General features: G+C 71.8%; 22 protein-coding genes and 1 tRNA gene. 8 read left to right on the forward strand and 15 right to left on the reverse strand.

Annotated features, from left to right (window positions below; all coding sequences use genetic code 11):
* Window positions 1-102 precede the first annotated feature (102 nt).
* The 3 genes from ABZZ04_RS07085 (at window position 103) to ABZZ04_RS07095 (ending at window position 3,485) form a co-directional block, all read left to right on the forward strand.
* On the forward strand, window positions 103-1,362 hold the full coding sequence (locus tag ABZZ04_RS07085; protein ID WP_356931162.1) for an NAD(P)/FAD-dependent oxidoreductase: 1,260 nt from the start codon (window positions 103-105) through the stop codon (window positions 1,360-1,362).
* Window positions 1,363-1,716: 354 nt separating this feature from the next.
* Window positions 1,717-2,640: a helix-turn-helix domain-containing protein gene (locus tag ABZZ04_RS07090; RefSeq protein WP_356931164.1), complete on the forward strand. Its 924-nt coding sequence runs from the start codon at window positions 1,717-1,719 to the stop codon at window positions 2,638-2,640.
* Window positions 2,637-3,485: a helix-turn-helix domain-containing protein gene (locus ABZZ04_RS07095; RefSeq protein WP_356931165.1), complete on the forward strand. Its 849-nt coding sequence runs from the start codon at window positions 2,637-2,639 to the stop codon at window positions 3,483-3,485. Before ABZZ04_RS07090 ends, ABZZ04_RS07095 begins: the two co-directional genes overlap by 4 nt.
* A 227-nt stretch (window positions 3,486-3,712) precedes the next feature.
* Here the strand turns inward: ABZZ04_RS07095 and ABZZ04_RS07100 are convergent, their stop codons facing one another.
* The 4 genes from ABZZ04_RS07100 to ABZZ04_RS07115 all read right to left on the reverse strand — a co-directional run bounded on the left by ABZZ04_RS07100 (window position 3,713) and on the right by ABZZ04_RS07115 (window position 7,491).
* Complete coding sequence (locus tag ABZZ04_RS07100; RefSeq protein WP_356931166.1) at window positions 3,713-3,907, reverse strand: hypothetical protein; 195 nt, start codon at window positions 3,905-3,907, stop codon at window positions 3,713-3,715.
* A gap of 85 nt (window positions 3,908-3,992) precedes the next feature.
* Window positions 3,993-4,886, reverse strand: a complete 894-nt coding sequence (locus tag ABZZ04_RS07105; RefSeq protein ID WP_356931167.1) for an SDR family oxidoreductase — start codon at window positions 4,884-4,886, stop codon at window positions 3,993-3,995.
* Window positions 4,883-5,872 carry an alpha/beta fold hydrolase gene (locus ABZZ04_RS07110; protein ID WP_356931168.1) on the reverse strand — a complete coding sequence of 330 codons (990 nt, stop codon included), beginning with the start codon at window positions 5,870-5,872 and terminating at the stop codon, window positions 4,883-4,885. The genes ABZZ04_RS07105 and ABZZ04_RS07110 overlap by 4 nt, the downstream gene beginning before the upstream one ends.
* Window positions 5,869-7,491 (reverse strand): NAD(P)/FAD-dependent oxidoreductase, encoded by a 1,623-nt coding sequence (locus ABZZ04_RS07115; RefSeq protein WP_356931169.1) that lies wholly within the window; start codon window positions 7,489-7,491, stop codon window positions 5,869-5,871. The genes ABZZ04_RS07110 and ABZZ04_RS07115 overlap by 4 nt, the downstream gene beginning before the upstream one ends.
* 168 nt (window positions 7,492-7,659) lie before the next feature.
* Between ABZZ04_RS07115 and ABZZ04_RS07120 the strand changes: the two genes are divergently transcribed.
* Window positions 7,660-8,337, forward strand: a complete 678-nt coding sequence (locus ABZZ04_RS07120; RefSeq protein WP_356931275.1) for a MerR family transcriptional regulator — start codon at window positions 7,660-7,662, stop codon at window positions 8,335-8,337.
* An 859-nt stretch (window positions 8,338-9,196) separates the two neighbouring features.
* Here the strand turns inward: ABZZ04_RS07120 and ABZZ04_RS07125 are convergent.
* Entirely contained in the window at window positions 9,197-10,012 is an 816-nt protein-coding gene (locus ABZZ04_RS07125; RefSeq protein WP_356931170.1) for an exodeoxyribonuclease III, read from the reverse strand.
* A gap of 148 nt (window positions 10,013-10,160) precedes the next feature.
* Here ABZZ04_RS07125 and ABZZ04_RS07130 point away from each other — a divergent pair, with 148 nt between their 5' ends.
* The gene (locus tag ABZZ04_RS07130) at window positions 10,161-10,640 is read left to right on the forward strand and encodes a GNAT family N-acetyltransferase (RefSeq protein ID WP_356931171.1); all 480 of its coding nucleotides are present in this window, start codon (window positions 10,161-10,163) and stop codon (window positions 10,638-10,640) included.
* A gap of 60 nt (window positions 10,641-10,700) precedes the next feature.
* Here ABZZ04_RS07130 and ABZZ04_RS07135 read toward each other — a convergent pair whose 3' ends face one another.
* Both ABZZ04_RS07135 and ABZZ04_RS07140 read right to left on the reverse strand, forming a co-directional pair.
* Window positions 10,701-11,903 carry a serine hydrolase domain-containing protein gene (locus ABZZ04_RS07135; RefSeq protein WP_356931172.1) on the reverse strand — a complete coding sequence of 401 codons (1,203 nt, stop codon included), beginning with the start codon at window positions 11,901-11,903 and terminating at the stop codon, window positions 10,701-10,703.
* Window positions 11,904-12,042: 139 nt separating this feature from the next.
* Window positions 12,043-12,828 carry an SAM-dependent methyltransferase gene (locus ABZZ04_RS07140; RefSeq protein ID WP_356931173.1) on the reverse strand — a complete coding sequence of 262 codons (786 nt, stop codon included), beginning with the start codon at window positions 12,826-12,828 and terminating at the stop codon, window positions 12,043-12,045.
* A 246-nt stretch (window positions 12,829-13,074) separates the two neighbouring features.
* On the opposite strand from ABZZ04_RS07140, the gene ABZZ04_RS07145 reads away from it, so the two are divergent.
* The gene (locus ABZZ04_RS07145; RefSeq protein WP_356931174.1) at window positions 13,075-14,061 is read left to right on the forward strand and encodes an aldo/keto reductase; all 987 of its coding nucleotides are present in this window, start codon (window positions 13,075-13,077) and stop codon (window positions 14,059-14,061) included.
* Between the two features lie 113 nt (window positions 14,062-14,174).
* Here ABZZ04_RS07145 and ABZZ04_RS07150 read toward each other — a convergent pair.
* The 7 genes from ABZZ04_RS07150 to galU form a co-directional block, all read right to left on the reverse strand.
* Window positions 14,175-14,248, reverse strand: a tRNA-Ala gene (locus ABZZ04_RS07150).
* A gap of 98 nt (window positions 14,249-14,346) precedes the next feature.
* The gene (glpR, locus tag ABZZ04_RS07155) at window positions 14,347-15,474 is read right to left on the reverse strand and encodes a gephyrin-like molybdotransferase receptor GlpR (RefSeq protein ID WP_356931175.1); all 1,128 of its coding nucleotides are present in this window, start codon (window positions 15,472-15,474) and stop codon (window positions 14,347-14,349) included.
* Between the two features lie 170 nt (window positions 15,475-15,644).
* Window positions 15,645-16,256 carry a GNAT family protein gene (locus tag ABZZ04_RS07160; protein ID WP_356931176.1) on the reverse strand — a complete coding sequence of 204 codons (612 nt, stop codon included), beginning with the start codon at window positions 16,254-16,256 and terminating at the stop codon, window positions 15,645-15,647.
* 17 nt (window positions 16,257-16,273) lie between these two features.
* Window positions 16,274-16,774 (reverse strand): MogA/MoaB family molybdenum cofactor biosynthesis protein, encoded by a 501-nt coding sequence (locus ABZZ04_RS07165; RefSeq protein ID WP_356931276.1) that lies wholly within the window; start codon window positions 16,772-16,774, stop codon window positions 16,274-16,276.
* An 80-nt stretch (window positions 16,775-16,854) separates the two neighbouring features.
* Window positions 16,855-17,385 (reverse strand): cyclic pyranopterin monophosphate synthase MoaC, encoded by a 531-nt coding sequence (gene moaC / locus ABZZ04_RS07170; protein WP_356931177.1) that lies wholly within the window; start codon window positions 17,383-17,385, stop codon window positions 16,855-16,857.
* A 124-nt stretch (window positions 17,386-17,509) separates the two neighbouring features.
* On the reverse strand, window positions 17,510-18,820 hold the full coding sequence (gene glp / locus ABZZ04_RS07175) for a gephyrin-like molybdotransferase Glp (RefSeq protein WP_356931178.1): 1,311 nt from the start codon (window positions 18,818-18,820) through the stop codon (window positions 17,510-17,512).
* 4 nt (window positions 18,821-18,824) lie between these two features.
* Entirely contained in the window at window positions 18,825-19,727 is a 903-nt protein-coding gene (gene galU / locus ABZZ04_RS07180; protein WP_356931179.1) for a UTP--glucose-1-phosphate uridylyltransferase GalU, read from the reverse strand.
* A gap of 94 nt (window positions 19,728-19,821) precedes the next feature.
* Between galU and ABZZ04_RS07185 the strand changes: the two genes are divergently transcribed.
* The gene (locus ABZZ04_RS07185) at window positions 19,822-20,424 is read left to right on the forward strand and encodes a 5-formyltetrahydrofolate cyclo-ligase (protein ID WP_356931180.1); all 603 of its coding nucleotides are present in this window, start codon (window positions 19,822-19,824) and stop codon (window positions 20,422-20,424) included.
* Window positions 20,425-20,544: 120 nt separating this feature from the next.
* Here ABZZ04_RS07185 and ABZZ04_RS07190 read toward each other — a convergent pair whose 3' ends face one another.
* Window positions 20,545-23,298 carry a penicillin acylase family protein gene (locus ABZZ04_RS07190; protein WP_356931181.1) on the reverse strand — a complete coding sequence of 918 codons (2,754 nt, stop codon included), beginning with the start codon at window positions 23,296-23,298 and terminating at the stop codon, window positions 20,545-20,547.
* 323 nt (window positions 23,299-23,621) lie between these two features.
* Between ABZZ04_RS07190 and ABZZ04_RS07195 the strand changes: the two genes are divergently transcribed.
* Window positions 23,622-25,172 carry a potassium/proton antiporter gene (locus ABZZ04_RS07195; RefSeq protein WP_356931182.1) on the forward strand — a complete coding sequence of 517 codons (1,551 nt, stop codon included), beginning with the start codon at window positions 23,622-23,624 and terminating at the stop codon, window positions 25,170-25,172.
* Window positions 25,173-25,266: the final 94 nt, after the last annotated feature.

Raw genomic sequence — 25,266 nt, forward strand, 5'->3', positions numbered from 1 at the left:
CCTACACTTCGGCATGTGCCTGACAGAAGTGGCACCGCACCACTCCCGCTCCACTCCCGCACCACTGCCACGAACGGCACGAACCGAAGGGGCGATCGGCGCATGACGAAGAGCGAGACCACGGGGCGCGGCGGCACGGGGCACGACTACGACGTCGTCATCAGCGGCTCCGGCCTCGCCGGCAGCGCCGCCGCGATCCTGCTCGCCCGGCGCGGTGTCCGCGTCGCGCTGCTGGAGCGGCGCTCGGACCCCGAGGCGTACAAGGTGCTGTGCACCCACTCCATCACGGCCAACGCCCACCCGGTGCTGGACGAGCTCGGCCTCGTACCCGATCTCGAAAAGGCGGGTGCCGTCCGCAACGACGCCCGCTGGTACACCCGTTGGGGCTGGATCGAGCCGAACGCCGCGCACCCGGGCCCCGAGTTGCCGCACGGGTACAACGTGCGGCGCAGCACCCTCGACCCGTTGATCAGGGCCCGTGCGGCAAAGACCCCCGGCGTCGAACTGCTCACCGGCCACCGCGTGACCGGGCTGGTCCGGGAGGCCGGGCGGACCGTGGGGGTACGGGCGGCGACGCCGCAGGGCGAGCGCGAGATCCGGGCCCGGCTGGTGATCGGCGCCGACGGCAAGGACTCGGCCGTGGCGAAGTTCGCCGGGATGCCCGCCGAGCAGTACGAGAACGCGCGGTTCGGCTACCTCGCGCACTTCCGCGGCCTGCCGCTGCACGGCGGGATCGGGCAGACCTGGTTCCTCGAACCCGACATGGCGTACGCGTTCCCGAACGACGACGGGGTGACGGTCCTCGCCGTGCTCCCGGACAAGAAGCGGCTGCCGGCCTTCAGGGCGGACCCGGAGGGCAGCTTCCTCGACTTCGTCCGTGCCCTGCCCGAGGCACCGCCCGTCGACTCCGCCGAGCGCATCACGAAGTTCATCGGCACGGTCGACTACCCGCTCCACAGCCGCAGACCGACCGCCCCGGGCATCGCGCTCATCGGCGACGCCGCCCTGACCGGCGATCCCCTGTGGGGCGTGGGGTGCGGATGGGCCCTGCAGTCCGCGAAGTGGCTGGCGGAGGCGGTCGCCCCGGCCGCGGCCGGACGGGGCGGCGACCTCGACGGATCTCTCGCGGCGTACGCCCGCACCCACCGGCGCCGGCTGAGCGGCCACCAGCGCCTGGCCGTCGACTACGCCAGGTCCCGCCCGTTCAACCCCATGGAACGGCTGATGTTCTCGGCGGCTGCGCGCGACGTGTCGATGGCCCGGCACATGTACCTGTTCGCGGCCCGCCTGATCGGTCCGCTGCGCTTCCTGAGCCCGTCGGCAGTGTTCAGGGCCCTGATCATCAACGCCCGGCACCGCTGACGGCGCTCCCGCCCGCCCCGCGCGTCCTGCGAGTCGCACCTGTCCTGCCCGCCCCACGCGCCCCTGCCGTCCGGCCGGTACGAAGTAGACCCCCGTCCTTCTTCGCACCGGCCTCCGGCAGCAGCCCGGACCCGGGCTCGGCAACAACTCTGATGCGCCAACTTCCGCACGACCAGACCCGCCGGACGATCTGGGCCGGCGTGGGACGTTTCATGCTCTGACCTGCTGGGATGTGTCTTCCCAAGGTGCATTCGTGGGACGATGGCCCGTGGCCGACACGCCACGACTTCTTCTGGGTGGCCCCGATGCCTCACTATTTATGGCATCGGCCGGAAAGCATCGGGGGGAAGCCGCATGCCGCGATGGAAAGAGCTGCCCGCAGAGATATCCAGCAGCGAACGCCAACTGCTCGTCCAACTGCGCAGGCTGAAGGACCACAGTGACCTGAGCCTCGCCTCGCTGGCGGGCCGGACCAGTTACAGCCGTTCCTCGTGGGAGCGGTACCTGAACGGGAAGAAGCCCGTACCGCGCAAGGCCGTCGAGGAACTGGCCCGGGTCTGCGGCACGGAGCCGACGCGCCTCCTCGTGCTGTACGACGTCGCCGAGCGGTCCCGCCCCAGGACGGCCGCGACCGGGCGTACGGACGAACCCTCGTCGGCGTCCCCGGAGCCGGCGCGGCCTCTCGACCCCGCCCGGGAGACGGAACCGGAACCGGAGCCGGGGACGGGGACGGAACCGAAGCCCGAGCAGGAACGGGGGCGGGAACGGACGACGGCCCCGTCCGCTGCTCCCGAGCCGGGTCCGGAGCCGGAGCCGACGCCGGAGACCCGGCAGCCGGAATCCCGACGGCCGGGCCGCACCGTGCCGTTGGGGTGGCTGGTCGTCGCGGTGGTACTGGCCGTCGCCGTGTCCTTCGGGGCCGGGCTGCTGACGGCGCGGGCGTGGGACGACGACGCCCCGGCGAAGAAGACCGGCCCCGTGGCGGCCGGAACCGGGTACCTGCGCGGCCAGACCTACGAATGCGCGGTGCAGCGGAAGGACGGCAGGCTCCGGGCGGGGCACAGCGACACCCGCGAGATGCTGCTCGACATCAACAGCACCGGTTTCGACGTGGTGGAGGCCCAGTGCCTGCTGCGCGAGAAGGGCTTCGACCCCGGCGTCTTCGACGGGCTGTACGACGAACGGACCAAGGGGGCCGCGAAGAAGTTCCAGCAGGCCCGCCACCTGGTCGTCGACGGCATCATCGGCCCGGACACCTGGAGGGAGCTGCGCAGATGACTGCTTCCACCGTGGGCGGTCAACTGGCGGAGGAGCTGCGGGGCGTCAAGGAGCGGTCCGGGCTGAGCCTGGCCGCGCTGGCGGCCCGTACCCCGTACAGCAAGTCGTCCTGGGAGCGGTACCTCAACGGGAAGAAGCCCGCACCCCGCCAGGCCGTCGAGGCGCTGTGCGCGCTCACCGGGACGCCGTCCGGCCGGCTGCTGGCGCTCTGGGAACTGGCGGACGCCGAGTGGAGCGGCCGGGCGCGGCCCGTGTCCGCGCCGAAGGCCCCGGACGAACCGGCGGGGGCCGGACCGGAACGTCTCGCCGCCACCCCGTCCGCCTCCGCCACCCGCGCGGGCGTGCGGCGGTGGACGGTGGCCGCGGCCGTCGTCGGAGTGGTGGTGGCCGGGCTGGCCGGGACCGCGCTCCTCGGCGCCGGGACCGCCCGCCCCGGCGGGGAACCGGGCGCCGGGCGGCCCCAGGCCGTCACGGAGCCGCCCGTGCGCAACCCCGGGTGCAGGGCAGACGGCTGCGAGGGCAGGAACCCGGTGGCCATGGGTTGCGGCGGGGCCGGGATGATCACCACCCTCGCCACCCACATCGCGTCCGGCGGGCGGCGCCTGGAACTCCGCCACGCCGCGCTGTGCCGCACCCTGTGGGTGCGCACCACGGGGCTGCGGCCGGGCGACCGGGTCGAGCTGTCCCTGCCGACCGGGCGCACCCAGCAGGTCACGGCCACGGCCGCGGGAGGCCATGGCACCAGGCAGTACCTGGCCACCCCGATGGCGGCGGGCGACAGCGGCGCGGGCACCCGGATCTGCCTGGAGGTGCCGGGCAGCCGCCCCGAGTGCTTCACCGGCTGACCCGGGAAGCGGGGGGGCGGGAAGCAGGGAAGCGAAGAGTCGGGGAAGCCGGGAGTCGGGAAACGGGGAGGCAGGGAAACGGGGCGCGCCCTGCCCTGTCGTACGCATGCCGAAAGGGCGCGCCCGGTCTCCCGGACACACCCTTCGGCTCGACGGAGCGACGGACGACGACCACGGAACGACGTCAGTGGTCACCGGGCACGCCGACGATCAGGACAGGAACGGCGTCAGCGGTCGCGGCGCTCGCGGATGTCGTCCGCGGCGTCCCGGGCCGTGTCACGGCCCTGCCGCGACACCTCCGAGGCCCGCCCGGACGCGTCCTGCGTCCGCTCGCGGCCCTCCTTCCGGCCCTCGTCCGTCTTCCGCTTCGCCTCGTCGGCGAGCTGCTGCGCCTTGTCCTTGAACTGGTCTGCGATGCCCATGCCGTTCACTCCTCGTGGGTGCGTGGGGGACGGTCCGTGAGGACCTCGTCCAGCGTCGCAGCCCCCCGCACCCACCGCATGTCGATCAGTCACTCTGCGTGCGCGCCGCCCTCGCGTCCTGGTCCGCCGCACCCCCGGCGCCCACCAGCCCCTTGCTCACGCCGTCCAGCCGCGACCCGAACTTGCGGACCTCCCGCTGGCCGACGACGCCTATCACCGAGGGCAGGTAGCCCCGCACGGACTGCATCCCGCGCAGCCACCACTGCGCGTACACGTGCGGGGAGCGGCGCTCGATGCCTGCCACGATCCGGTCGACCGCGGGGCCCAGCGGATAGGTGCGGTTCGCCGGCCAGGGCAGCCGCTGCCGCAACTCCCGCATCACGTCGTCCTGGTCCGCGCCCCGCACCATGTCTGTGTCGGTCCAGGAGAGGTAGCCGACCCCGACCTTCACCCCGCGGTAGCCGACCTCGGCCCGCAGGCTGTGGGCGAACGCCTCCACGCCCGATTTGGACGCGCAGTACGCGGTCATCATCGGCGCCGGGGTCATCGCGGCGAGCGAGGCGATCTGGAGGAAGTACCCGCGGCTCTCCATCAGCACCGGCAGGAACGCCCGCCCCGTCACCGCGCCGCCGATCAGGTTGACCTCGATGACCCGCCGCCACGCGTCGGGGTCCGAGTCGACGAACGGACCGCCCGACGCGACACCGGCGTTGGCGACGACGACGTCGATCTTCCCGAACCGCTCCTTCACCTCCTGGGCGACGCGTGCCATCGCCTCGTGGTCGGTGACATCCGCGAACCAGTGGTCGCTCTCCGCGTGCAGCCGCTCGGAGACCTTCTTCAGCTCATCCGGCTCCAGGCCCACCAGTGCGAGCTTCGCCCCGCGCGCCGAGAGCTTGCGGGCCAGCAGCTCGCCCACGCCGCGCGCCGCGCCCGTGACGACGACGACCTGTCCTTCGAGACTCCGCCTGCCGCTCATGCGACCTCCTCCTTCTCGGCCGTGCCGTCCGTGTCCGCGCTCGTGCCCGCGCCCGGGTGCGCGGTGTCCGTTGCTGTCGTCCCGCCCGCCGGGAGGTACACGGCGACGAGTTCCCGGATCCGCTCCGTGACCGCCTCCGGCGCCTCCACCGGCGTCATGTGTCCCATCCCCGTCAGCTCCGTGAGCCCCAGGCCCTCGGGCAGCGCCGCCGCGATCGCCCGCGCGTGCCCGAGCGGTGTCAGCCGGTCCGCGGTGCCCGCGATCACCGCCGCGGGCACCCGCAACTCCCGTACGCCCGCGTCGAGATCGAGGTCCGCGAGCACGTGTCCCCAGGCGGCCCTGGCCTTCCTCGGGCACGCGTGCACGATCCGGGCGCAGGTCTCCACGCGCTCCGGGGCCGATCCCGCTCCCATCGTGGCGTACTTGAGCACCCGCCGGGTAATCGGAGTGACCGGTCCCAGCGGGGCCGACGCCACGAGGATCGCGCGGTGCAGCCGGGTCCGTACCGCCCCGGCCCGCATCGGCACCACGACCGACTCCGCGGCCAGCCGCGAACTCCCGGTGCTGCACAGCAGCACGGCGGCGGCGTGCTCGCGCAGTCCGGCGCGCCGCGCGGCGGCCATGATCGTCATGCCGCCCATGGAGTGCCCGGCGAGCACGGCCTTCTCCCCCGGTGCGAGGGTGGCGGCCAGTACCGCTTCGAGGTCGTCGGCGAGGGCGTCGGTGCCGTATCCGCCGCGGTCGACGGCCGGCGAACCGCCGTGGCCCCGCTGGTCGTAGACGACGACCCGGTGGTCCGCCGCGAGGGCCCTGGTCTGCGCGTCCCAGAAGCGGGTGCTGCACGTCCAGCCGTGCGCGAGGACCACTGCGGGGGCCCCGTCCGGGCCGTGCACCTCGACGTGGATGCGGGCACCGTCGGCGGAACGGACGGTGAGCTCGCGCGCGGGCACCGGCGGCGCGTCGTCGCGTCGCAGCAATCGGCTCATCCCGCGACCTCCTCGGCAACGGCCTTGCCCGCGGACTTGCCCGTGGCCTCGTCCGCGGCCTTTTCGGCAGCCTTCCCGATGGGCTTCCCCGCGGCCTGCTTCTGCGCGTCGTGCTGCCGCCCGACGGTCGGCTCGGCCGGCTGCTTCGGCGCCCGTACGACCTCGTACTCCGAGAGGTCCACCGAACGCGTCAGCTTGCGGAACTCGGCGGTGGTGCCCGGCCAGACCGTGGTGTTGCGCCCGTCGGCGTCCAGGTACCAGCTGTTGCAGCCGCCGGTGTTCCACACCGTGCGCTTCATCCGTTCCTGGACCCGGCGGTTCCACACCCCGAGCGCCGAGGGCCGCGCGTCGAGGGCGACGCGTCCGCCCAGCACGTTCAGCTGGCGCAGGTAGTCGGCCATGTAGTTCAGCTGGGACTCGATCATCAGGATCATCGAGGAGTTCCCGAGCCCGGTGTTGGGGCCGATGATCGTCATCCAGTTGGGGAAGCCCGAGACGGTCGCCCCGCGCAGCGACTGCACGCCGCCCTTCCAGGACTCGGCGAGCGTGATGCCGTCCGCGCCCACCACCCGCTCGGCGATCGGCATGTCGGTGACGTGGAAGCCGGTGCCGAAGACGATCGCGTCGACCTCGGCCTCCGTACCGTCCGATGCGACGACGGTGGAACCCCGTACCTCGGCCAGGCCGGAGGCGACCACGTCCACGTTGGGCTGCGCGAGCGCCGGATAGTACGTGTTGGAGAGCAGGATGCGCTTGCAGCCGATGCGGTACGAGGGGGTCAGCTTGGCGCGCAGCGCCGGGTCCTTGATGGACCGCGCCATGTTGGCCTTGGCTATTTTCTCGACCAGGCCCAGCTCGCCGGGGTGCTTGGTGAAGGCGCTGACCTGCAACTCCCGTATGCCCCAGAGCAGTCCGCGGCGGGCGGTACCGGTGGCGGGGACCGCGCGGTGCAGCCAGCGCTCGGCGCCGCTGATCTTCCGGTCCATGCGCGGCATGACCCAGGGCGGGGTGCGCTGGAAGAGCGTCAGCCTGCCGACCTCGGGCTGGATCGCGGGCACGATCTGGATGGCGGAGGCGCCCGTGCCGACCATCGCGACGCGCTTGCCCGCCAGGTCGGCGTCGTGGTCCCAGCGGGCCGAGTGGAAGACCTTGCCGGGGAAGTCGGCGAGACCGGGGATGTCCGGCGTCTTCGGGTCGGAGAGCGGACCGCTCGCGGAGACGACGAGATCGGCGGTGATCGTGGCCCCGTTCGCCGTCTCGATGACCCAGTGCAGCTCGTCGCGGTCCCAGCGCATGATCGTTACTTCATGGTTGAACCTGAGGTGCGGGCGCAGCCCGAAGGTGTCCGCGACGTGCTCCAGGTAGGCACGGATGTGCTTCTGCCCGGAGAAGGTGCGCGGCCACTCGGGGTTGGGCGCGAACGAGAACGAGTAGAGGTGGGACGGTACGTCGCAGGCGCAGCCGGGATAGCTGTTGTCGCGCCAGGTGCCGCCGACGGAGTCCGCCCGCTCCAGGACGACGAAGTCGGTCATGCCTTCGCGGCGCAGCCGGACCGCGGCCCCGAGGCCCCCGAATCCGGATCCGATCACCGCCACCCGTACGTGCTCGTGCTGGGCCATGATGCCGCCTCCCGCGGTACGTCACACGACTCTGCCAGCAATCACTGGCATTGTTGGGAGAGTAGAACAGCTCCGTACCGATGGGTAGGGGTACGGCGCGGGAAAGTTACCGGCGGTACAACATAGGGTTCGGCTGTGGCTGAAGGACGCGAGCACCGTGAATACCGCATGGAGGAGCTGGCCAAGGAAGCCGGCATCCCCGTGCGGACCGTGCGTTTCTACCGGGAGCGCGGACTGATCTCGCCGCCCCGCAGGGAGGGGCGCATCGCCTGGTACGACGACCACCACCTGGCCCGGCTGCGCACCATCACGGGCCTGCTGGAACGCGGCCACACCCTCACCGGGATCGCCGACCTGGCCCGCACCTTCGAGAGCGGCCGGGACGTCGCCGAGGTGCTGGGCCTGGGCGAGCCGACCGAGGAGACGCCGGTCCGCCTCACCCCCGAACAGCTCGCGGACTACTTCCAGGGCGAGACCAGTACCGAGAACCTCGCCACCGCCCTCGACCTCGGCTACCTCGCCACCGACGGCGACGAGATCGTCCACATCAGCCGCCGCCTGCTGGACGTGTCGTCCGAGCTGGTGCGGGAGGGCGTACCGCTCGCCACGGTGCTCTCGACGGGGCGCCGGGTCCGCGAGCACGCGGACGCGCTCGCGGAACTCTTCGTGAGCGTCCTGCGGGAACACAGCGACGAGGCCGAACCGCCCCAACTCCGGCCGCTGGCACGGGCGGTGATGGACGCCGAACTGTCCATGGCGCTGGACCGGCGACTGCGCCGGGAGAACCGGGAGAACCCGGAAGGCCCGGAGAACACCGGGGAGCAGCCGCAGCCTCCCGCCCTCTGAGGGTCGCGTCCGGCTCCTCCGGGGCCGCGCCCCTCACCACGGGGTCCGGGCCACCGGCCCCCGTCCTCGATCTTGATCGCACACCGGAATACTGCCCTGATCAAACCGTCCCGTACGCCCTCCAGTTCGCACGATCTATTGTTCGCACGATCCACCGTTCGAAGTCCCCGGCCCGGACCGGGGCAACGGCACCCGGGGCGGCTCCGCAAATCCGTCGGCCGCCATTTGCCGCTCTCCTCCTCCCACTTGGCGGGGTCGCGGGCGGGCAGAGGAACCGGACCGAAGCCGCTCATGAGGCCCTCCAGGCATTGATGGGCCGCGATCACGGCGTCCTTGTCGTATCCGCCCTTCTTGTCGGCCCTCGACGCCGACTCCGGTTTCCCGAACGCTTCCCGGAGCTTCGAGACCTGCTCGCCGGGAATGAAGCACCCGGACCAGTCGTCGAACTCGTCACCGGGGCCCGGATGCGCGCCTTCGGCCCCACGGAGAGGTTGAACGACGCCCAGCAGCAATACGGCGCGCTCGGTTCCTCGACGCCGTCGATCCCGTATTCGCCGCCCTCTCCCGGCGTGTCGCACGGGCCGGCGTCCGGCCCCGGGCGGTGGCGGACGTCCTGTCGTCGCCCCGGGCGCACACGGCAGGCTCCTTCGCCGGCAGTACGGCCCTTCCTGCACACGGGGTTCCCGGTGCCGGAACCCGGTGCCGGAGGGCAGGACGGACCGGTCGACCGGACAGGAAACGGCGTCCCGCGCGCGCTCCGGTCGAAGTGCGCGCGGGACGCCGCGGCCGGACGGACCCGGGCCGGCGCTCGGGCCCGAGCCGCCCCTGGGTCGGCGCCCGGACCCGGGCGGGCCCGGGGTCAGTGCTCGAACACCACCGTCACCGGCGCGTGGTCGCTCCACCGCTCGCCGTGCGTGGCGGCCCGCTCGACCAGGCCCTTCACCGCGCGGGCGGCCAGCCCCGGCGTGGCCATCTGGTAGTCGATCCGCCAGCCCGTGTCGTTGTCGAAGGCGCGTCCCCGGTAGGACCACCAGGAGTACGGCCCCTCCACGTCGGGGTGCAGCTCCCGTACGACGTCGGCGTACCCGGCCTCGTCGAGGACCCGGGTCAGCCACTCCCGCTCCTCGGGGAGGAAGCCGGAGCTCTTCTTGTTGGCCTTCCAGTTCTTCAGGTCGGCCTCCTTGTGGGCGATGTTCCAGTCGCCGCAGACGACCACCTCGCGCCCGTCGGCGGCGGCACGCTCCTTCAGCCCCTTCAGGTAGGGCAGGAACGCGGCCATGAACCGTTCCTTCTCCTCCTGCTTCTCCGTGCCGACCTCCCCGGAGGGCAGATAGAGGCTCGCGACCGTGACGCCGGGCAGGTCGACCTCGACGTAACGGCCGCTCGTGTCGAACTCCTCGCTCCCGGCGATCCCGAAGCCGCCGAACCCGACCTGCACCCGCTCGGGCGCCCGTCGCGTGTAGAGGGAGACACCGGCCCGCCCCTTGGCGGCGGCCGGTGCGTGCACGGTGTGCCAGCCCTCGGGGTCGCGCACCTCGTCGGGGAGCTGCTGCGGCTCGGCCCGCACCTCCTGCAGGCAGATCACATCGGCTTCGGTACGGGCCAGCCACTCGACGAAGCCCTTCTTGGCGGCGGCACGGAGCCCGTTTACATTGACCGTGGTCACTGTGTACAAAACATGCTCCTACTACAGCGGTCGGTTCATATCCGGCTGCTCAGTCCATGCACCGGGGTCCGGATACAGCATCCGTTGACCGTGGTGACAGTGAGCATTCCGGCACGATACCGACATCGACCGCTCGCATACATGTACCATTCAACGTATGAATATTCACCCTCGGCCCTTCGACCACCCGGACGCCGTCAAACTCAATGACCAGGTGCAGCTCGAATACGCCGAGCGGTACGGCGACGAGGGCGACGTCACACCGCTCGACGCATCGATGTTCCGGCCGCCGAACGGCCTGTACCTCATCGCCTACGACGAGCGGGACCGCCCTGTCGCCACCGGCGGCTGGCGCGCCCAGGACCACAACGACCTGGGCTACTCGGACGGCGACGCCGAGCTCAAGCGGATGTTCGTGATCCCCGAGGGCCGTGGCAACGGGCTGGCCCGCCGCATCCTGGCCGCCCTGGAGGACGACGCGCGGGCGGCGGGCCGCACCCGCATGGTGCTGGAGACCGGGGACCAGCAGCCCGAGGCGATCGCGCTGTACACGTCCAGCGGGTACGGCGCGTGCGAGAAGTTCGGCCACTACCGCACGTACGGGAGCAGCCGCTGCTACGCCAAGCCGCTGCGCTGACGCCCTCTCTCCTCCCCGGCCCTTTCGGGCCTCCGGCCCCTCGGCCCCGGACCTCCCGGCTCAGACCTCGGCCGCGTACCGCCAGAAGTCCTGCATGAACGAGCCCGCGGCCGGTCCGGTCACCGCGAGCTGGGTCAGCAGGACGGTGACGGTCCCGGTGGCGGGCACGAGGTACCCCGCCGTCCCGGTGCCGCCCACCCAGCCGTAGCGCCCGGGGACGTTCCACGATTCGACGGCCGCGATGTCGACCGAGCCTCCGTAGCCCCAGCCCTGCCCTCCCAGGAACAGCCTGCCGCCGTCGCGCTGCGCCCGGGTCAGATGGTCGGTGGTCATCCGCCGCACCGAATCGGCGGACAGCAGACGGCGCCCGCCGGCACCCCTGCCCGCGCTCCCGCCCGCGTCCCCGTCCGTGCGCCCCTCCACGATCCCGTCCGCGATCAGTATCCGGGCGAAGGCGTACCAGTCGCCCGCGGTCGAGACCAGCCCGCCGGCCCCGGACGGGAACGCGGGCAGCCGGCTCCACTGCCCGTCGGGGGCGTCGAAGAGCTGCAGACCGCCGCCCTCCGGGTCGGCCCGGTAGCAACCGGTGAACCGGTCGATCCTGTCGGCCGGGACCGCGAACCCGGTGTCCGCCATGCCCAGCGGCTCGAACAGCCGCTCCGCCAGGAAGTCGGGCAACGACCGGCCCGAGACCCGGGCGATCAGCACCCCGAGAATGTCGGAGCAGGTGTTGTACAGCCAGCCCTCGCCCGGCTGGTGGAGCAGCGGAATACGGGAGAGGACGGCCATCCACTCGTCCGGGCCGGGGACGGACTGCGGCTCCGGCGGACCCTGCTTCAGCTCGTCGAACAGCGGCGCGACCCCCGGCAGCGAGAAGTCGTCCGGGAAGCCGATCCCGGCCCGGAAGGTGAGCAGGTCCTCCACGGTGACGGCCCTGACCGCCGGAACCACGTCGTCGACCGGGGAGGCCGGCGTACGGAGCACCTTCGGCGCCGCCCACTCCGGCAGCCACGTCCCGACCGGGTCGTCCAGCGCCATCCGGCCGTCGTCGACCAGCATCATGGCGGCCGCGGCGACGATCGGCTTGGTCATCGACGCGATGCGGAAGATCGAGTCCCGGTCTATCGGGGTCCCGCCGGCCACGTCCGCGGTGCCGACCGCCACCACCTCGGCCGCCCGGTCGCCGCGGGCCACCAGGGCGACGGCTCCGGGCGCCGCGCCGGGGCCGGTGTGCTTCTCCAGGACATCGCGCAGATCGCTCATCGGTCCACCTTCTCGCCCGCACGCCCCCGAAGGCGGGACCGCCGCACCGCACGGCACTCGTCGACCCCGGACACACCACCGTGCGGAGCCCGTCACCCGGAACCCGTCCCCCGTCGCCCCGGACGCGTTCCCCCGCGGCTCAGCGCACCCGGCCGACACCCACGTGGAAACCGCTGCGTTCCTGGACCGGGGCGGGCGCCTGCCGGTACCACTCCGTGGCGAAGACCAGGCCCGGCTCGACGAGGTCCAGTCCCTCGAAGAAGGGCTCGACCTCGCCCCGGGTGCGCATCCGCAACGGGATCGCCCCCTTCCGGTACGCGGACTCGGTCTTCTCCCTCAACTCCGGGTGCTGATCGGCCGTACCGTGCGAGAGCACCAGGAAGCTGCCCGACGGCAGCGCGTCGACCAGGGTGCGGGTGATGCCGTACGGGTCCTGGTCGTCCGGCAGGAAGTGCAGCAGCGCGATCAGGGACAGCGCGATCGGCCGGTCGAAGTCCAGCAGTTCGGCGGCGCGTTCGAGGATCGTCTCCGGCCGCCGCACATCCGCGTGGATGTAGTCGGTGGCACCCTCGGCGGTGCTGACCAGCAGCGCCTCCGCGTGGCGCAGGACGATCGGGTCGTTGTCCGCGTAGACGATCCGGGCGCTCGGCACGACGGCCTGGACGACCTGGTGCAGATTGGGCTCGGTGGGGATGCCGGTGCCGATGTCGAGGAACTGGTCGACCCCGGACCGCGCCAGCCAGGCGGAGGCCCGGTGCATGAAGGCCCGGTTCCGTGCCGCGTTGCCCCGCGCCTCCGCGGGCAGCTTCTCCGCCACCTCCTGGTCGACGGGGTAGTTGTCCTTGCCGCCCAGAAGCCAGTCGTAGACGCGCGCGGGATGGGGCTTGCTGGTATCGATCCGGGACTCGGGCCTGCCGACCGTCACGGGGCGCTCCTCTCGGAACGGAGAATTCATGGGCGAAAAGCGGGTGAACGCGTTCAGGGTAGGCGACCCCTCTCCGGGGCCGACGCCACGCCCCACGGGAACGGCCCTCGCGGCCCGATGCGCGCGCCTTTCCGCCCCCGCGCGCACCGGCACGGCCGCAACGCCCTTGCCCTGGAGTGCACTTCAACGAGCACACTCCTCATCGCGGCCACCGACCGACGGCGGCCGCGACCGGAGGGGACAGTCATGAAGTACCGCACCATCGGAACCGATCCCGCCACCCGTCGCGAGGTGAGCGTCCTCGCGCTCGGCGCGATGCTCTTCGGATCGGTGACCGACGAGAAGACCTCGTTCGCCGTCCTGGACCACTTCGTCGAGGCGGGCGGCACCTTCATCGACACCTCCGACAACTACGCCTACTGGGTCGGCGACGACCTCGGCGGCCAGAGCGAACGGCTGCTCGGGAAGTGGCGGCGCAGCCGCGGCGTCGGCGACGAGATCGTCATCGCCACCAAGCTGGGCGCCGCGCCGCTGGCCCCCGGCACCGGGTTCCTCGACAACCCGGAAGGGCTCTCGGCGAAGGCGGTCCGCGAGGCCGCCGAGCGCAGCCGGGAACGGCTCGGGGTGGAGCGGCTGGACCTGCTCTACGCGCACATCGAGGACCGGACCGTCCCGCTCCACGAGACCGTCGAGGCGTTCGGGGAGCTGACCGCCGAGGGAACGGTCGGGCTGCTGGGCGCCAGCAACCACGCCGTCTGGCGGGTGGAGCGCGCCCGGTCGCTCGCGGCGGCGGCCGGACTGCCCGGCTACGAGGTGCTCCAGTACCAGCACAGCCACCTCCGTCCCCGGTACGACGTCCCCAGCCCGCTCTTCGAGGACGGCAGCCTCGGCCACGCCGGACCCGAACTGCTCAGCTACCTGCGCGCCGAACCCGCGCTGACCCTGGTCGCGTACTCCCCGCTGCTCGCCGGCGCGTACACCCGCCCCGACAAGCCGGTCCCCCAGGACTACGACCACCCCGGCACCCCCGCCCGGCTCGCGGTGCTGCGCGAGATCGCCGCCGAGACCGGAGCCGGCCTCAACCAGATCGTCCTGGCCTGGCAGATCGGCAACCGACTGCCCATCGTCCCGCTGGCCGGGGCGTCGTCGGTGGCACAGCTGAAGGAGAACCTGGCGGCGGTCGACCTGGAACTGACGGCCGACCAACGGGCCCGCCTGGACGCCGCCCACTGAGCCCGCCGCCGCTCCCGCGCCCCGGGGCCGGGCGGAACCGGTGACACGCCCGCCCGGCCCGGAACGCCGAAGAGCCCCTACCGGGTGACCCGGTAGGGGCTCTTGCGTTGTTGTGGACCTGTGGGGATTTGAACCCCAGACCCCCTCGATGCGAACGAGGTGCGCTACCAGACTGCGCCACAGGCCCTTGCAACGAGTGAAACTCTAGCACCCCTGATGGGGTGCTCGGAAATCCGGTCCGTGCTGGTCAGCCGAGTCGGTGTCGCGGCCGGGCCGGGAGCGGGTTCATTCGTTGGCGGCACGGGGCCGCTCCCCGTCCTCGTACTGGTCGAAGAGCGGGGTCCGGCCGCGGTCGCGGCTGCGGCGGGACTGGTTGGTGCGCTGGCGGGGCGCCGGTTCGACGGGGGGCGTGGTGGGGTGCGAGGTGCCCGTCTGGCTGGGCTCCGCGGCGCTGGAGCGGGCCGCGCTCCAGGTCTCCGGGTTGCCGACCTCGACGCCGCCCGTGGCGCGCGGGGCGACCGGGGCCGTGACGTAGGTCGGCAGCGGGACCGGGACCGGCTCCCAGCTGTCGCCCTGGGCCCGGCCGCGCTCGCGCTGCTGGTCGACCCACTCCGCGTGGTCCGTCTGCTCGACCAGGGCGCGGCGGCCGGCCTCCTGCGGGGAGACCGCGGGCGCGGGCTCCGGCTCGGGGTGGCGCGCCTCGGGCTCCTCGTCGGGTTCGACGGGGGCCGTCGCCGCGGCCGGCTGGTGGCCGCGGTGACGGTTCTCACGCAGGTGCTGCGCCGCCACCTCCGCCCGTCGCCGGTCCATGGTGAAGGCGAACCGGCGCCGCTCCTGGGTCCGCAGATGCACGATGTACGCGCTCAGCAGCACGGCCGGGACCGCGGGTGCCCACAGGAAGTGGAGACCGCCGACCGCCGCCACGACCGCGCCGAGGGTGAAGGCCAGGAAGAGGACCACGGTGGTGCGCCGACGGCGCGCGAGGACCTGGAGGCGCTGGGCCCGCCGGACGCGCTCGGCGTCCGTCGCCCCCGGGCGCGGGCGGGCGCGCCGCGCGGGGACCGGCTCGGGGCGCTTCCCGGCCGCGTGCTCGGGCGCACGCGCCGGGTCGTGCACCCGTGCCTCGGTATGCGCGTCGGGCGCGGCGAAGGCCCGGACGTCCACGGATTCCAATCGGTCCGTTTCTGCGTCCGGGTCGACGTCGGGCTCCGCCTCCTCGGCCGTGCGCTCCCGCAACTCCTTGGCGTACCGGCGCTCCATCCCCGCCCGTCCGGACAGCAGCCGGATGGCGGTGCTGAAGCGTTCCGTCGGACGGGCTTCGTTGAGCTCGTCCTGCCTGCGGAGCCACATCGGCACCAAGTAGGCGGCCCAGGCCCCGACGATGACTGCGTAGATGAGGCCGCTGCTGCTCACATCTCACACCGTAGAGGGGTTTGCGCGGAGGCATCCGCCAATTGGACCGGTGTGTCGCACGATCCGGCTGATATCAAGGAGTTTTTTTGTGATTGTTCGGACCGACCGTGGAGGTTTGTGCGCGCCCGATGTCCGATCGGTGACTCCAACTGTCGGCCAATATCGAACACTTATTTTATTTCCCGTGGTGTTCCAGGTCGTTTCCGGTGCCAGCGACGGAGCATCCCCTCGGGCACTTCCTCCGCGGTGAGCGCGTAGATGAGGTGGTCGCGCCAGGCGCCGTCGATGTGGAGATATCGCGGACGCAGTCCCTCTTCGCGGAATCCCAGTTTCTCGACGACCCTTCTGCTGGGCCCGTTCTCCGGCCGAATGCACACCTCGATGCGGTGCAGTCCGACCGTGCGGAAGCAGTGGTCGACGACCAGGGCGACCGCCGTCGGCATCACGCCCCGCCCGGCCACGTCCTGGTCGACCCAGTAGCCGACGTGGCCCGAGCACATCGATCCCCAGGTGATCCCGGCGACCGTCAACTGGCCCACCAGGCGGCCCCGGTACTCGATGGCGAAGGGCAGCATCCGGCCCGCGTTGGCCTCGGCGCGCAGGTGCCGGATCATCTGACGGTACGTGGGACGCCGGGCCACCGGGCCGCCCGGGGCCGGCGGCGGCACGGTCGCCTCCCAGGGGCGCAGCCACTCGCGGTTGCGCCGGTTGACCTCGCGCCACACGCGCTGGTCGCGCAGCTTGATCGGGCGCAGGACGACGTCGCCGTCGCCGAGGACCACCGGCCAGGTCGAGACGTTCAGCTCGGGCTCCCGGGTCGGGGGTGGTCGCCGCCGCGCAGTTGGTCGACGGCGTGCACCAGGAGGCGTTCGAGGACGGCGAGGCCGTCGCGCACCCCGCCGGTGGAGCCCGGCAGGTTCACGATGAGCGTGCCGTCGGCGACGCCCGCGAGGCCCCGGGAGAGCGCTGCGGTGGGGACCTTGTCGCGGCCCTCGGCCCGGATCGCCTCGGGGATGCCGGGGATCTCGCGGTCGAGGACGCGGCGGGTGGCCTCGGGGGTGCGGTCGGTGGGCGAGATGCCGGTGCCGCCGGTGGTGACGACGACGTCGTACCCGGCGGTCACGGCGAAGCGCAGGGCCTGCTCGACCGGGTCGCCGTCGGGCACCACCTGCGGCCCGTCCACGGCGAAGCCGAGCCGGCCGAGCGCCTCGGCGACGATCGGGCCGCCCCTGTCCGCGTAGACACCGGCCGAGGCCCGGTTGGAGGCGGTGACGACGAGGGCGGCGTACGGGGCGGTCAGGGCACCGCCCAGCGGGGCCCCGTCCGAAGCGGCGCCGTCCGGAGGGGTGTTGTCGTCCGGGTGTCCCGGTCCGGGCGCCGTCACGCGTCCGCTCCGGCCTGCTCGTGCGCTCCGTCCGCCCCGGTGTCCGACCCGGTGCGCCGGTACTCGCCGGACTTGCCGCCGGTCTTCGACTCGACCCGTACGTCCGTGATGACCGCGGCCTTGTCGACCGCCTTGACCATGTCGATCACGGTGAGCGCGGCGACCGAGACGGCGGTCAGGGCCTCCATCTCGACGCCGGTGCGGTCCGTGGTCCTCACCGTGGCCGTGATCTCCACCGCGTCGTCCGCGACGCCCAGATCGACCTTCACGCCGGAGACGGCGAGCGGGTGGCAGAGCGGGATCAGGTCGGGGGTGCGCTTGGCCCCCATGATCCCGGCGATCCTGGCGGTGGCGAGGGCGTCGCCCTTGGGGACCCCCTCGCCGCGCAGCAGCTCGACCACGCGCGGCGAGACGAGCACCCGGCCGCTCGCACGAGCCGTCCGCGCGGTGACGTCCTTCTCGGAGACGTCGACCATCCGGGCCGCGCCCGCCTCGTCGATGTGCGTCAGCCTGTTCTGCGTACTCACTCACTCCGCCTCGCGGTAGGGCGCCGTTCCCCGCGCGGCCCGCACCGGGGTGCGGGCCCGGGGCCCCGGGAGGTGTTCCCCGGGAAGGCACAGCGGCAGACACCGTACCGCCACCGCCCGGGAATCAGCGGAGCAGGACCACCTCGACGTCCGTACCGGGCTCGGCGGAGGTGACGTCCTCGGGCAGCACGATGAGCACGTCCGCGCGGGCGAGCGCGGCGATCAGGTGCGAACCGGCACCGCCGACGGGGGCGACCGTGCCGGCCTCCTCGTCGTACGTGCCGCGCAGGAACTGGCGGCGGCCGGCCGGGGAGGTCAGCGCCTTCCCGACGTCGAGGGCGGCCCGGACGGTGGGGCGGTTCACGTCCGAAAGGCCCATCAGGGCCCGGATCGCGGGCCGTACGAACAGCTCGAAGGAGACGTACGAGGAGACGGGGTTGCCCGGGAGCGCCAGCAGCGGGGTGTGGTCGGGGCCGATCGAGCCGAAGCCCTGCGGCTTGCCCGGCTGCATGGCGAGCTTGCGGAAGTCGATGCCGCTGCCCGCCTCGTCCTCGTCGCCCACCGAGGACAGGGCCTCCTTGACGACGTCGTACGCGCCGACGCTGACGCCGCCGGTGGTGACGACGATGTCGGCGCGGATCAGCTGGTCCTCGATCGTGGCGCGCAGGGTGTCGGCGTCGTCGGTGACGGCGCCGACCCGGTAGGCGATCGCCCCGGCGTCCCTGGCCGCGGCCGTGAGCGCGAAGCTGTTCGAGTCGTAGATCCGGCCGGGGGCCAGCTCCTCGCCGGGCTGCACCAGTTCGCTGCCGGTGGAGATGACGACGACGCGCGGCCGGGGCCGCACCTTCACCGTCGCGCGGCCGATCGCGGCGAGCAGCCCGATCTGCGGCGGGCCGATCACCGACCCGGCCCTCAGCGCCAGATCGCCCGGCTTCACGTCGCTGCCGCGGGCCCGGACGTGGGCACGGGCCTCGACGGGGCGGTGCACCCGGACCTCGCCGCCCGCGTCCTGCGGGGCGTCCCGGTGGGCGCGCATGGTGTCGGCGGGGCCGGCGCCCGTGCCCCCGTCGGTCCACTCGACCGGGACCACGGCCTCGGCACCGGCCGGCAGCGGGGCACCGGTCATGATGCGGGCGGCCTCGCCGGGGCCGACGCTGCGGCCCTCGGGCAGCCCGTCGCTCCCGGCCGCGACGTCACCGATGACCGTGAGCACCGCGGGGAACTCCTCGTCGGCGCCCTCGACGTCGGCGACCCGGACCGCGTACCCGTCCATCGAGCTGTTGTCGAAGGGCGGCAGGGCGATTTCCACCATGACGTCCTCGACGAGGACGCAGCCCTGGGCATCGTGCAGCTGCAACTCGATGGGTTCGAGCGGATGCACCGCTTCGAGAATGTCTGCCAGGTGCTCGTCCACCGACCACATCGTGTTGCTCAAGGTGCTACATCTCCTCCGTGACGTAACCGCGAAGCCAGGTCCTGAAATCCGGACCCAGGTCCTCACGTTCGCACGCGAGTCTGACAATGGCACGGAGGTAATCGCTTCGGTCGCCGGTGTCATAGCGACGGCCCTTGAAGACGACGCCGTGCACGGGGCCGCCGACCTTCTCGTCCTCGGCGAGCAGCTGGAGGGCGTCGGTGAGCTGGATCTCGCCGCCGCGGCCCGGTTCGGTCCTGCGCAGTATGTCGAAGACGGCGGGGTCCAGGACGTAGCGGCCGATGATGGCGAGGTTGCTGGGGGCCTCGTGCGCCTCGGGCTTCTCGACCAGGCCCGTGACGCGCACCACATCGCCCTCGGCGGTGGGCTCGGCGGCGGCGCAGCCGTACATGTGGATCTGCTCCGGCGCGACCTCCATCAGCGCGACGACGCTGCCGCCCTCGCGCTCCTGGATCTCGACCATGCGGGCCAGCAGCGGGTCGCGCGGGTCGATCAGGTCGTCGCCGAGGAGGACCGCGAACGGCTGGTCCCCCACGTGCGGCGCGGCGCACAGCACCGCGTGCCCCAGGCCGCGCGGGTCGCCCTGCCGGACGTAGTGGATGGTGGCCAGGTCGCTCGACTCCTGGACCTTCTTGAGCCGTTCGGCGTCTCCCTTGCGGGTGAGCGCGGACTCCAGCTCGTAATTGCGGTCGAAGTGGTCCTCGAGAGGACGCTTGTTGCGTCCGGTGACCATCAGCACGTCGGAGAGACCGGCGGTCACCGCCTCCTCGACGACGTACTGGATGGCCGGCTTGTCGACGACAGGCAGCATCTCCTTGGGAGTGGCTTTGGTGGCCGGCAGGAAGCGGGTGCCGAGTCCCGCGGCCGGAATGACAGCCTTGCTGATCCTGGGGGGCGACTGAGTCATGCGCAGAACGATAACCGCCCCGCATGAGTGAAAGATGAGTTTCCGGTTAACTTTGTACGCCTATAGGCATATTCGAGTGATTCACAGGTGTTCCTTGAGTGCAAATCCGCCCGAAAAGGCACTTCTCCGACATGAACTGCTGGCCGCGCGACGCCTTCTGACCAAGGAGGACGTGGAGAACTCCGCGGCGGTTCTGTCCCGGCGCGCCCTGGATCTGCCGGAGCTGTCCGGGGCCCGCACCGTCGCCGCGTACGTCTCGGTGGGCGGCGAACCGGGCACCCGCGCCCTGCTGGACGCCCTGCGCGCGCGGGGCGTGCGGGTGCTGCTGCCGGTACTGCTCCCCGACAACGACCTGGACTGGGCCCCGTACGAGGGTGCCGCGCGGCTCGTCCGGGCCGGTCGCGGGCTGCTGGAGCCCGCCGGGGAGCGCCTCGGCCCGGACGCGGTCCTGGAGGCCGACGCGGTCCTGCTGCCGGGGCTCGCGGTGGACGGGCGCGGGATGCGGCTGGGACGCGGCGGCGGCAGCTACGACCGGGTGCTGGCCCGGCTCGCCGCGGCCGGCGCGCATCCGGCGCTGGTGGTCCTGCTGTACGACGACGAGGTGGTCGCAAGGGTTCCGGAGGAACCGCACGACCGCCCCGTGGACGTGGCGGTGACACCGGCCGCGGTCCACCGGGCGGACCCGGTGGAGCCCTGAGCGCACCCCGAGCGGCTCCGTGGGCCTCCGGAGGCCCCGGAAGCCCCGGGAACGGCCCCGGGCGGCCTCCGGAAGCTCCTGAGAGCTCCGAGGGCCGCCCGGGGGCTTCGCGGATGCGTCCTACGGCTTGAGCCGCAGACTGTCGACCGTCGACTTGGACACGGCGTTCGTGCCGAAGGACCAGTCGAGCAGTTCGCCGTTGACCCACTTCTCGGTCTGGTCGGTGTAGTGCGCGCTGAACGCGTGCCCGGAGGCGCCGGTGAGGTTGATCCAGCGGGACTTGTCCCAGTCCCCCACGTTGACCACCATGCGCATCGACGGCACCCAGACGACCTCGTAGCCGCCCGCCGCGTTCCAGCCGGTGGCGTTGACCGCGGCCTCGCCGCCGCCGAGGTCCCACGGGCCGCGGTTGAGGGCCCGCTGGAGCAGACCGGGGCCCTCGGTACCGAGGGTCTGGTTCTTCAGCGTCAGCTGGTGCAGCCGGCCCCAGCTCCAGGTGCTGATGTCCTTGCCGAGCTTGGCGGTCAGCTCCCAGCGGGCGTCCTCCAGGGCGCGGGCGAAGAGCTCGTCACGGTTCTCCGTCGCCAGGTCCCGGCCGCTCTTCGGCGTCTTCCACCAGTCGCTGTCCTGGTCGTCCAGCAGGTTGATGACCACCTGGTACCAGCGGTCGCCGCCGTCCGGCTGCGCCGAGTCCGCGGCGCGCTGGCCGCACTCGCGCACCAGCTTGTTCTGCTCGTCGACCGGACCGGAGTCGCCCGCCCGGGGAACGTTGAGGCACTCGCCCTCGACCCGCAGCTCCTTGGGGAGCTTGTTGCCGAAGGCCAGCTTGAGGATGTTGCGCCAGACCGCGTTGAAGTACGCCGCCGCGGCCGAGTCGGACTCCTGGGTGTAGTCCCAGCCCTCCAGCAGCTTCTGCGCCTCACGGACGCTCTTGTCCGAGACGTTGATCTTCATCAGCTCGGGCACCAGCTTCGCGGCGATCTCGCTGGTGTTGTCCATCTGCATCTTCTGCATGTCTTCGGTCGAGATCTTCCCCCCGTCCTTGAGCTTCGCCCGGACGAGGTCGTTGATCCGCTGGCTGCGGCTGCCGTAGCCCCAGTCCTTGGTGAGCAGGTGGGGGTACTTCTTCTCGTCGATGACGGCCTGGTTGGCGGTGACGATGTAGCCGCGCTTCGGGTTGTACTCGTAGGGCAGCTCGTCGAACGGGATCGGCTCCTTCTTCCAGCCGTACTTCGAGGACCAGCCGGGGCTGGGCATCGTGCCGTCGCCCTCCAGGCGGACCGGGATCCTCCCCGGCGCCTGGTAGCCGATGTTGCCGTCGGTGTCGGCGTAGATGAGGTTCTGCGAGGGGACCTCGAAGTGCTCGGCCGCCTTGCGGAAGGAGTCGAAGTCCTTGGCCCGGTTCAGCTCGAAGACGGCGTCCATGGAGTGGCCGGGCTCCAGCGCGGTCCACTTCAGGGCGACCGCGTAGCCCTCGGCCCGGTCCGGGGCCTCGTTGGTGACGGGGGCCTTCTGGCCGACCTTCTCCAGTTCGCTGCTGCGGTCGGAGACCAGCGGGCCGTTGTTCGTCTCGCGGATGGTGATCGTCCGGTCCTTGCCGCCCGCGACCTTGATGGTCTCGTCGCGGACGGTGAAGGGCTTGGTCTTGCCGTCGTACAGGTAGCCGTCGGCGGAGACCTTCTCCAGGAAGAGGTCGGTGACGTCCGCGCCGAGGTTGGTGAAGCCCCAGGCGATGTCCTGGTTGTGACCGATGATCACGCCGGGCATCCCGGAGAAGCTGTAACCGGCGGTGTCGTACTGGCACGTGGTGCTGATCTCGCGGCAGTGCAGCCCCATCTGGTACCAGAGCGAGGGCAGCTGCGGGGCCAGGTGCGGGTCGTTGGCGAGCAGCGGCTTGCCCGTGGTCGTGTACTTGCCGGAGACCACCCAGGAGTTGGACCCGATGCCGTTGCCGTTCGGGCCGAGCAGCGCCGGGATCTGGTCGAGGGTGTCGGAGAGCGAGGCGAGCTGGGTGTTCAGACCCGCGGTGGCGCCCTGCGCGGTGTCCGCGCCGCCGATGTCGTCGGACGGCGTCGCGGCCGGGTCGAACTTCCCGGTGACCGGGGAGATCGCGCCCTGGTCGACGATCGGCTCGTTCTTGTCGTACGGGTAGGCCGGGTACAGGTCCTGGACCTGCTTCGCGTCCAGCCTGGTGCCCATCAGCGAGCGGTCGATCTCGTCCTGCATGTTGCCGCGCAGGTCCCAGGCCATGGCCTTGAGCCAGGCGACGGAGTCGACCGGCGTCCACTTGCCCGGCTTGTAGTCGTTGGTGAAGCCGAGGGCCGCGTACTCGACGGAGATGTCCTTGCCGTCCCGCCCCTCCAGGTAGGCGTTCACACCGTCCGCGTACGACTGGAGGTTCTTCTTGGTCTCCTCGGACAGGACCGTGTCGTACTCCTCCTGCGCGACCTTGCGCCAGCCCAGCGTGCGCAGGAAGGAGTCCGTCTCGACCTGCCCGGAGCCGAACATCTCGGAGAGCCGGCCCGCGGTCATGTGACGGCGGACGTCCATCTCCCAGAAGCGGTCCTGCGCGTGGACGAAGCCCTGGGCGCGGAAGAGGTCGGCGTCGGAGTCCGCGTACAGCTGCGGGATGCCGTAGCTGTCGCGTTTGACGTCGACCGTGCCTTCGAGGCCGTCGATCTTGATCGAGCCGGTCGTCTGCGGGTACGAGGCCCGCACGGTCGACACGGACCAGTACGCGCCGTAACCGATACCCGCGACGAGCGCCAGCACCAGAACGAGCACGATCAGGCGGGCGCGTCGCCCCTTCTTCCTGCCGGTCTTCGCACCGGCGGACCCGGTGGAGCCGGAAGAGGCGGTTGTGTTGGCGGGCATCGCTGTCCTTCGAGGGGCAGGTGGTCCTGGGAGTGCAGGAGCAACCATAGGCGCAGCGGCCCGGCGGCTCCGACGCGGTATCGGGATGGCTCGAATTGAGTAGTGATCGTACGGACGCTCGACCGCGTCAAGAAAGCGTTAAAGATTAGGTAAGGTAACGAAGTACCGGCCGCTCTTGGCCGATACCGAGGCTCGACCGGCCCGATCCGGTCGTTTCGTACGAATCGTTCGGCTCGGCAGACGCACGCGGGGAAGGAACGGCACTGACTGTCCACACGCTCAACGAACTCCTGCTCGTCTGCTCACTCGTACTGCTCGTCGCGGTGGCGGCGGTGCGCGTCTCCTCGCGCAGCGGGCTCCCCAGCCTGCTCCTGTACCTCGGCATCGGGGTCGTCATGGGGCAGGACGGCATCTTCGACGTCAAGTTCGACAACGCCGAACTGACCCAGGTCATCGGCTATGCCGCGCTGGTCGTGATCCTCGCCGAGGGCGGTCTGGGCACCAAGTGGAAAGAGATCAGGCCCGCGCTGCCCGCCGCGGCGATGCTCTCGCTGGTCGGCGTCGCGGTGAGCGTGGGCGTCACGGCGGCCGGGGCGCACTACCTGGTCGGTCTCGACTGGCGGCAGGCACTGATCATCGGTGCGGTCGTCTCGTCGACGGACGCCGCCGCGGTCTTCTCCGTACTGCGCAAGGTGCCGCTGCCCGCCCGGGTCACCGGCGTGCTGGAGGCCGAGTCCGGCTTCAACGACGCCCCCGTGGTGATCCTGGTGGTGGCCTTCTCCACCAGGGGCCCGGTGGACAGCTGGTACGTACTGGTCGGGGAGATAGCCCTGGAGCTGGCCATCGGCGCCGCCGTGGGCATCGCCGTCGGCTGGCTCGGTTCGTTCGGCCTGCGCCATGTGGCGCTGCCCGCGTCCGGCCTCTACCCGATCGCCGTGATGGCGATCGCGGTCAGCGCGTACGCCGCGGGCGCCCTGGTCCACGGCAGCGGCTTCCTCGCCGTCTACCTGGCCGCGATGATCCTCGGCAACGCCAAGCTGCCGCACTGGCCCGCCACCCGCGGCTTCGCCGACGGGCTCGGCTGGCTGGCCCAGATCGGCATGTTCGTCCTGCTCGGCCTGCTGGTCACCCCGCACGACCTGATCGACGACTTCTGGCCCGCCGTCGTCGTGGGCCTGGTGCTGACCGTGGTGGCCCGCCCGCTGGAGGTCTTCATCTCGCTGCTGCCGTTCCGGCTGCCCTGGCAGGAGAAGGCCCTCATGTCCTGGGCGGGGCTGCGCGGGGCCGTGCCCATCATCCTGGCGACCATCCCGATGGTCTCCGGGATCGAGGGCTCCACCCGCGTCTTCAACATCGTCTTCGTCCTCGTCGTCGTCTACACCCTCATCCAGGGGCCGACCCTGCCCTGGCTGGCGAAGGCCCTGAAGATCGCCGAGGACCCGTCCGAGACGGCCGACCTGGGCATCGAGTCGGCGCCGCTGGAGCGGCTGCGCGGCCATCTGCTGTCGGTGGCGATCCCCGGCGGCTCGAAGATGCACGGCGTGGAGGTCGGGGAGCTGCGGCTGCCCGCCGGGGCCGCGGTCACCCTGGTCGTACGGGACGGAAAGAGCTTCGTACCGGCGCCGTCGACCGTGCTGCGGCGCGGCGACGAGCTGCTGGTGGTCACCACCGACCCGGTGCGCGACGCGGCGGAGGAACGGTTGCGCGCGGTCGGCGAGGGCGGCAAGCTCGCGGGCTGGCTGGGCACCGGCGCCAAGGACGGCGAGAGCCCGGCGGCGTCGCATCCGAAGCAGGACCGGCGGCACGAGGTGGCGCACGCGCTGAAGGCCATGACCAGGCTCGGCAGGACCGGCGGCCCGAAGGCGCACCGCTGAGGTACGTCTTCGCACGTGGGGATGGGTGGCCCGGCACACAATCACAGGCAGGCAGGGACAAATGCCTGTATCCTGAAGGAAATCTGAACGACCA

Source organism: Streptomyces sp. NPDC006435, assembly GCF_040612315.1.
Classification (GTDB): domain Bacteria; phylum Actinomycetota; class Actinomycetes; order Streptomycetales; family Streptomycetaceae; genus Streptomyces.

Bases quoted from the DNA above. Each gene is read 5' to 3' on its own strand.
- ABZZ04_RS07085 (WP_356931162.1), top strand. From the start codon at position 103: ATGACGAAGAGCGAGACCACGGGGCGCGGCGGCACGGGGCACGACTAC.
- ABZZ04_RS07090 (WP_356931164.1), top strand. From the start codon at position 1,717: ATGCCGCGATGGAAAGAGCTGCCCGCAGAGATATCCAGCAGCGAACGC.
- ABZZ04_RS07095 (WP_356931165.1), top strand. From the start codon at position 2,637: ATGACTGCTTCCACCGTGGGCGGTCAACTGGCGGAGGAGCTGCGGGGC.
- ABZZ04_RS07100 (WP_356931166.1), bottom strand. From the start codon at position 3,907: ATGGGCATCGCAGACCAGTTCAAGGACAAGGCGCAGCAGCTCGCCGAC.
- ABZZ04_RS07105 (WP_356931167.1), bottom strand. From the start codon at position 4,886: ATGAGCGGCAGGCGGAGTCTCGAAGGACAGGTCGTCGTCGTCACGGGC.
- ABZZ04_RS07110 (WP_356931168.1), bottom strand. From the start codon at position 5,872: ATGAGCCGATTGCTGCGACGCGACGACGCGCCGCCGGTGCCCGCGCGC.
- ABZZ04_RS07115 (WP_356931169.1), bottom strand. From the start codon at position 7,491: ATGGCCCAGCACGAGCACGTACGGGTGGCGGTGATCGGATCCGGATTC.
- ABZZ04_RS07120 (WP_356931275.1), top strand. From the start codon at position 7,660: ATGGAGGAGCTGGCCAAGGAAGCCGGCATCCCCGTGCGGACCGTGCGT.
- ABZZ04_RS07130 (WP_356931171.1), top strand. From the start codon at position 10,161: ATGAATATTCACCCTCGGCCCTTCGACCACCCGGACGCCGTCAAACTC.
- ABZZ04_RS07135 (WP_356931172.1), bottom strand. From the start codon at position 11,903: ATGAGCGATCTGCGCGATGTCCTGGAGAAGCACACCGGCCCCGGCGCG.
- ABZZ04_RS07145 (WP_356931174.1), top strand. From the start codon at position 13,075: ATGAAGTACCGCACCATCGGAACCGATCCCGCCACCCGTCGCGAGGTG.
- galU (WP_356931179.1), bottom strand. From the start codon at position 19,727: ATGACTCAGTCGCCCCCCAGGATCAGCAAGGCTGTCATTCCGGCCGCG.
- ABZZ04_RS07190 (WP_356931181.1), bottom strand. From the start codon at position 23,298: ATGCCCGCCAACACAACCGCCTCTTCCGGCTCCACCGGGTCCGCCGGT.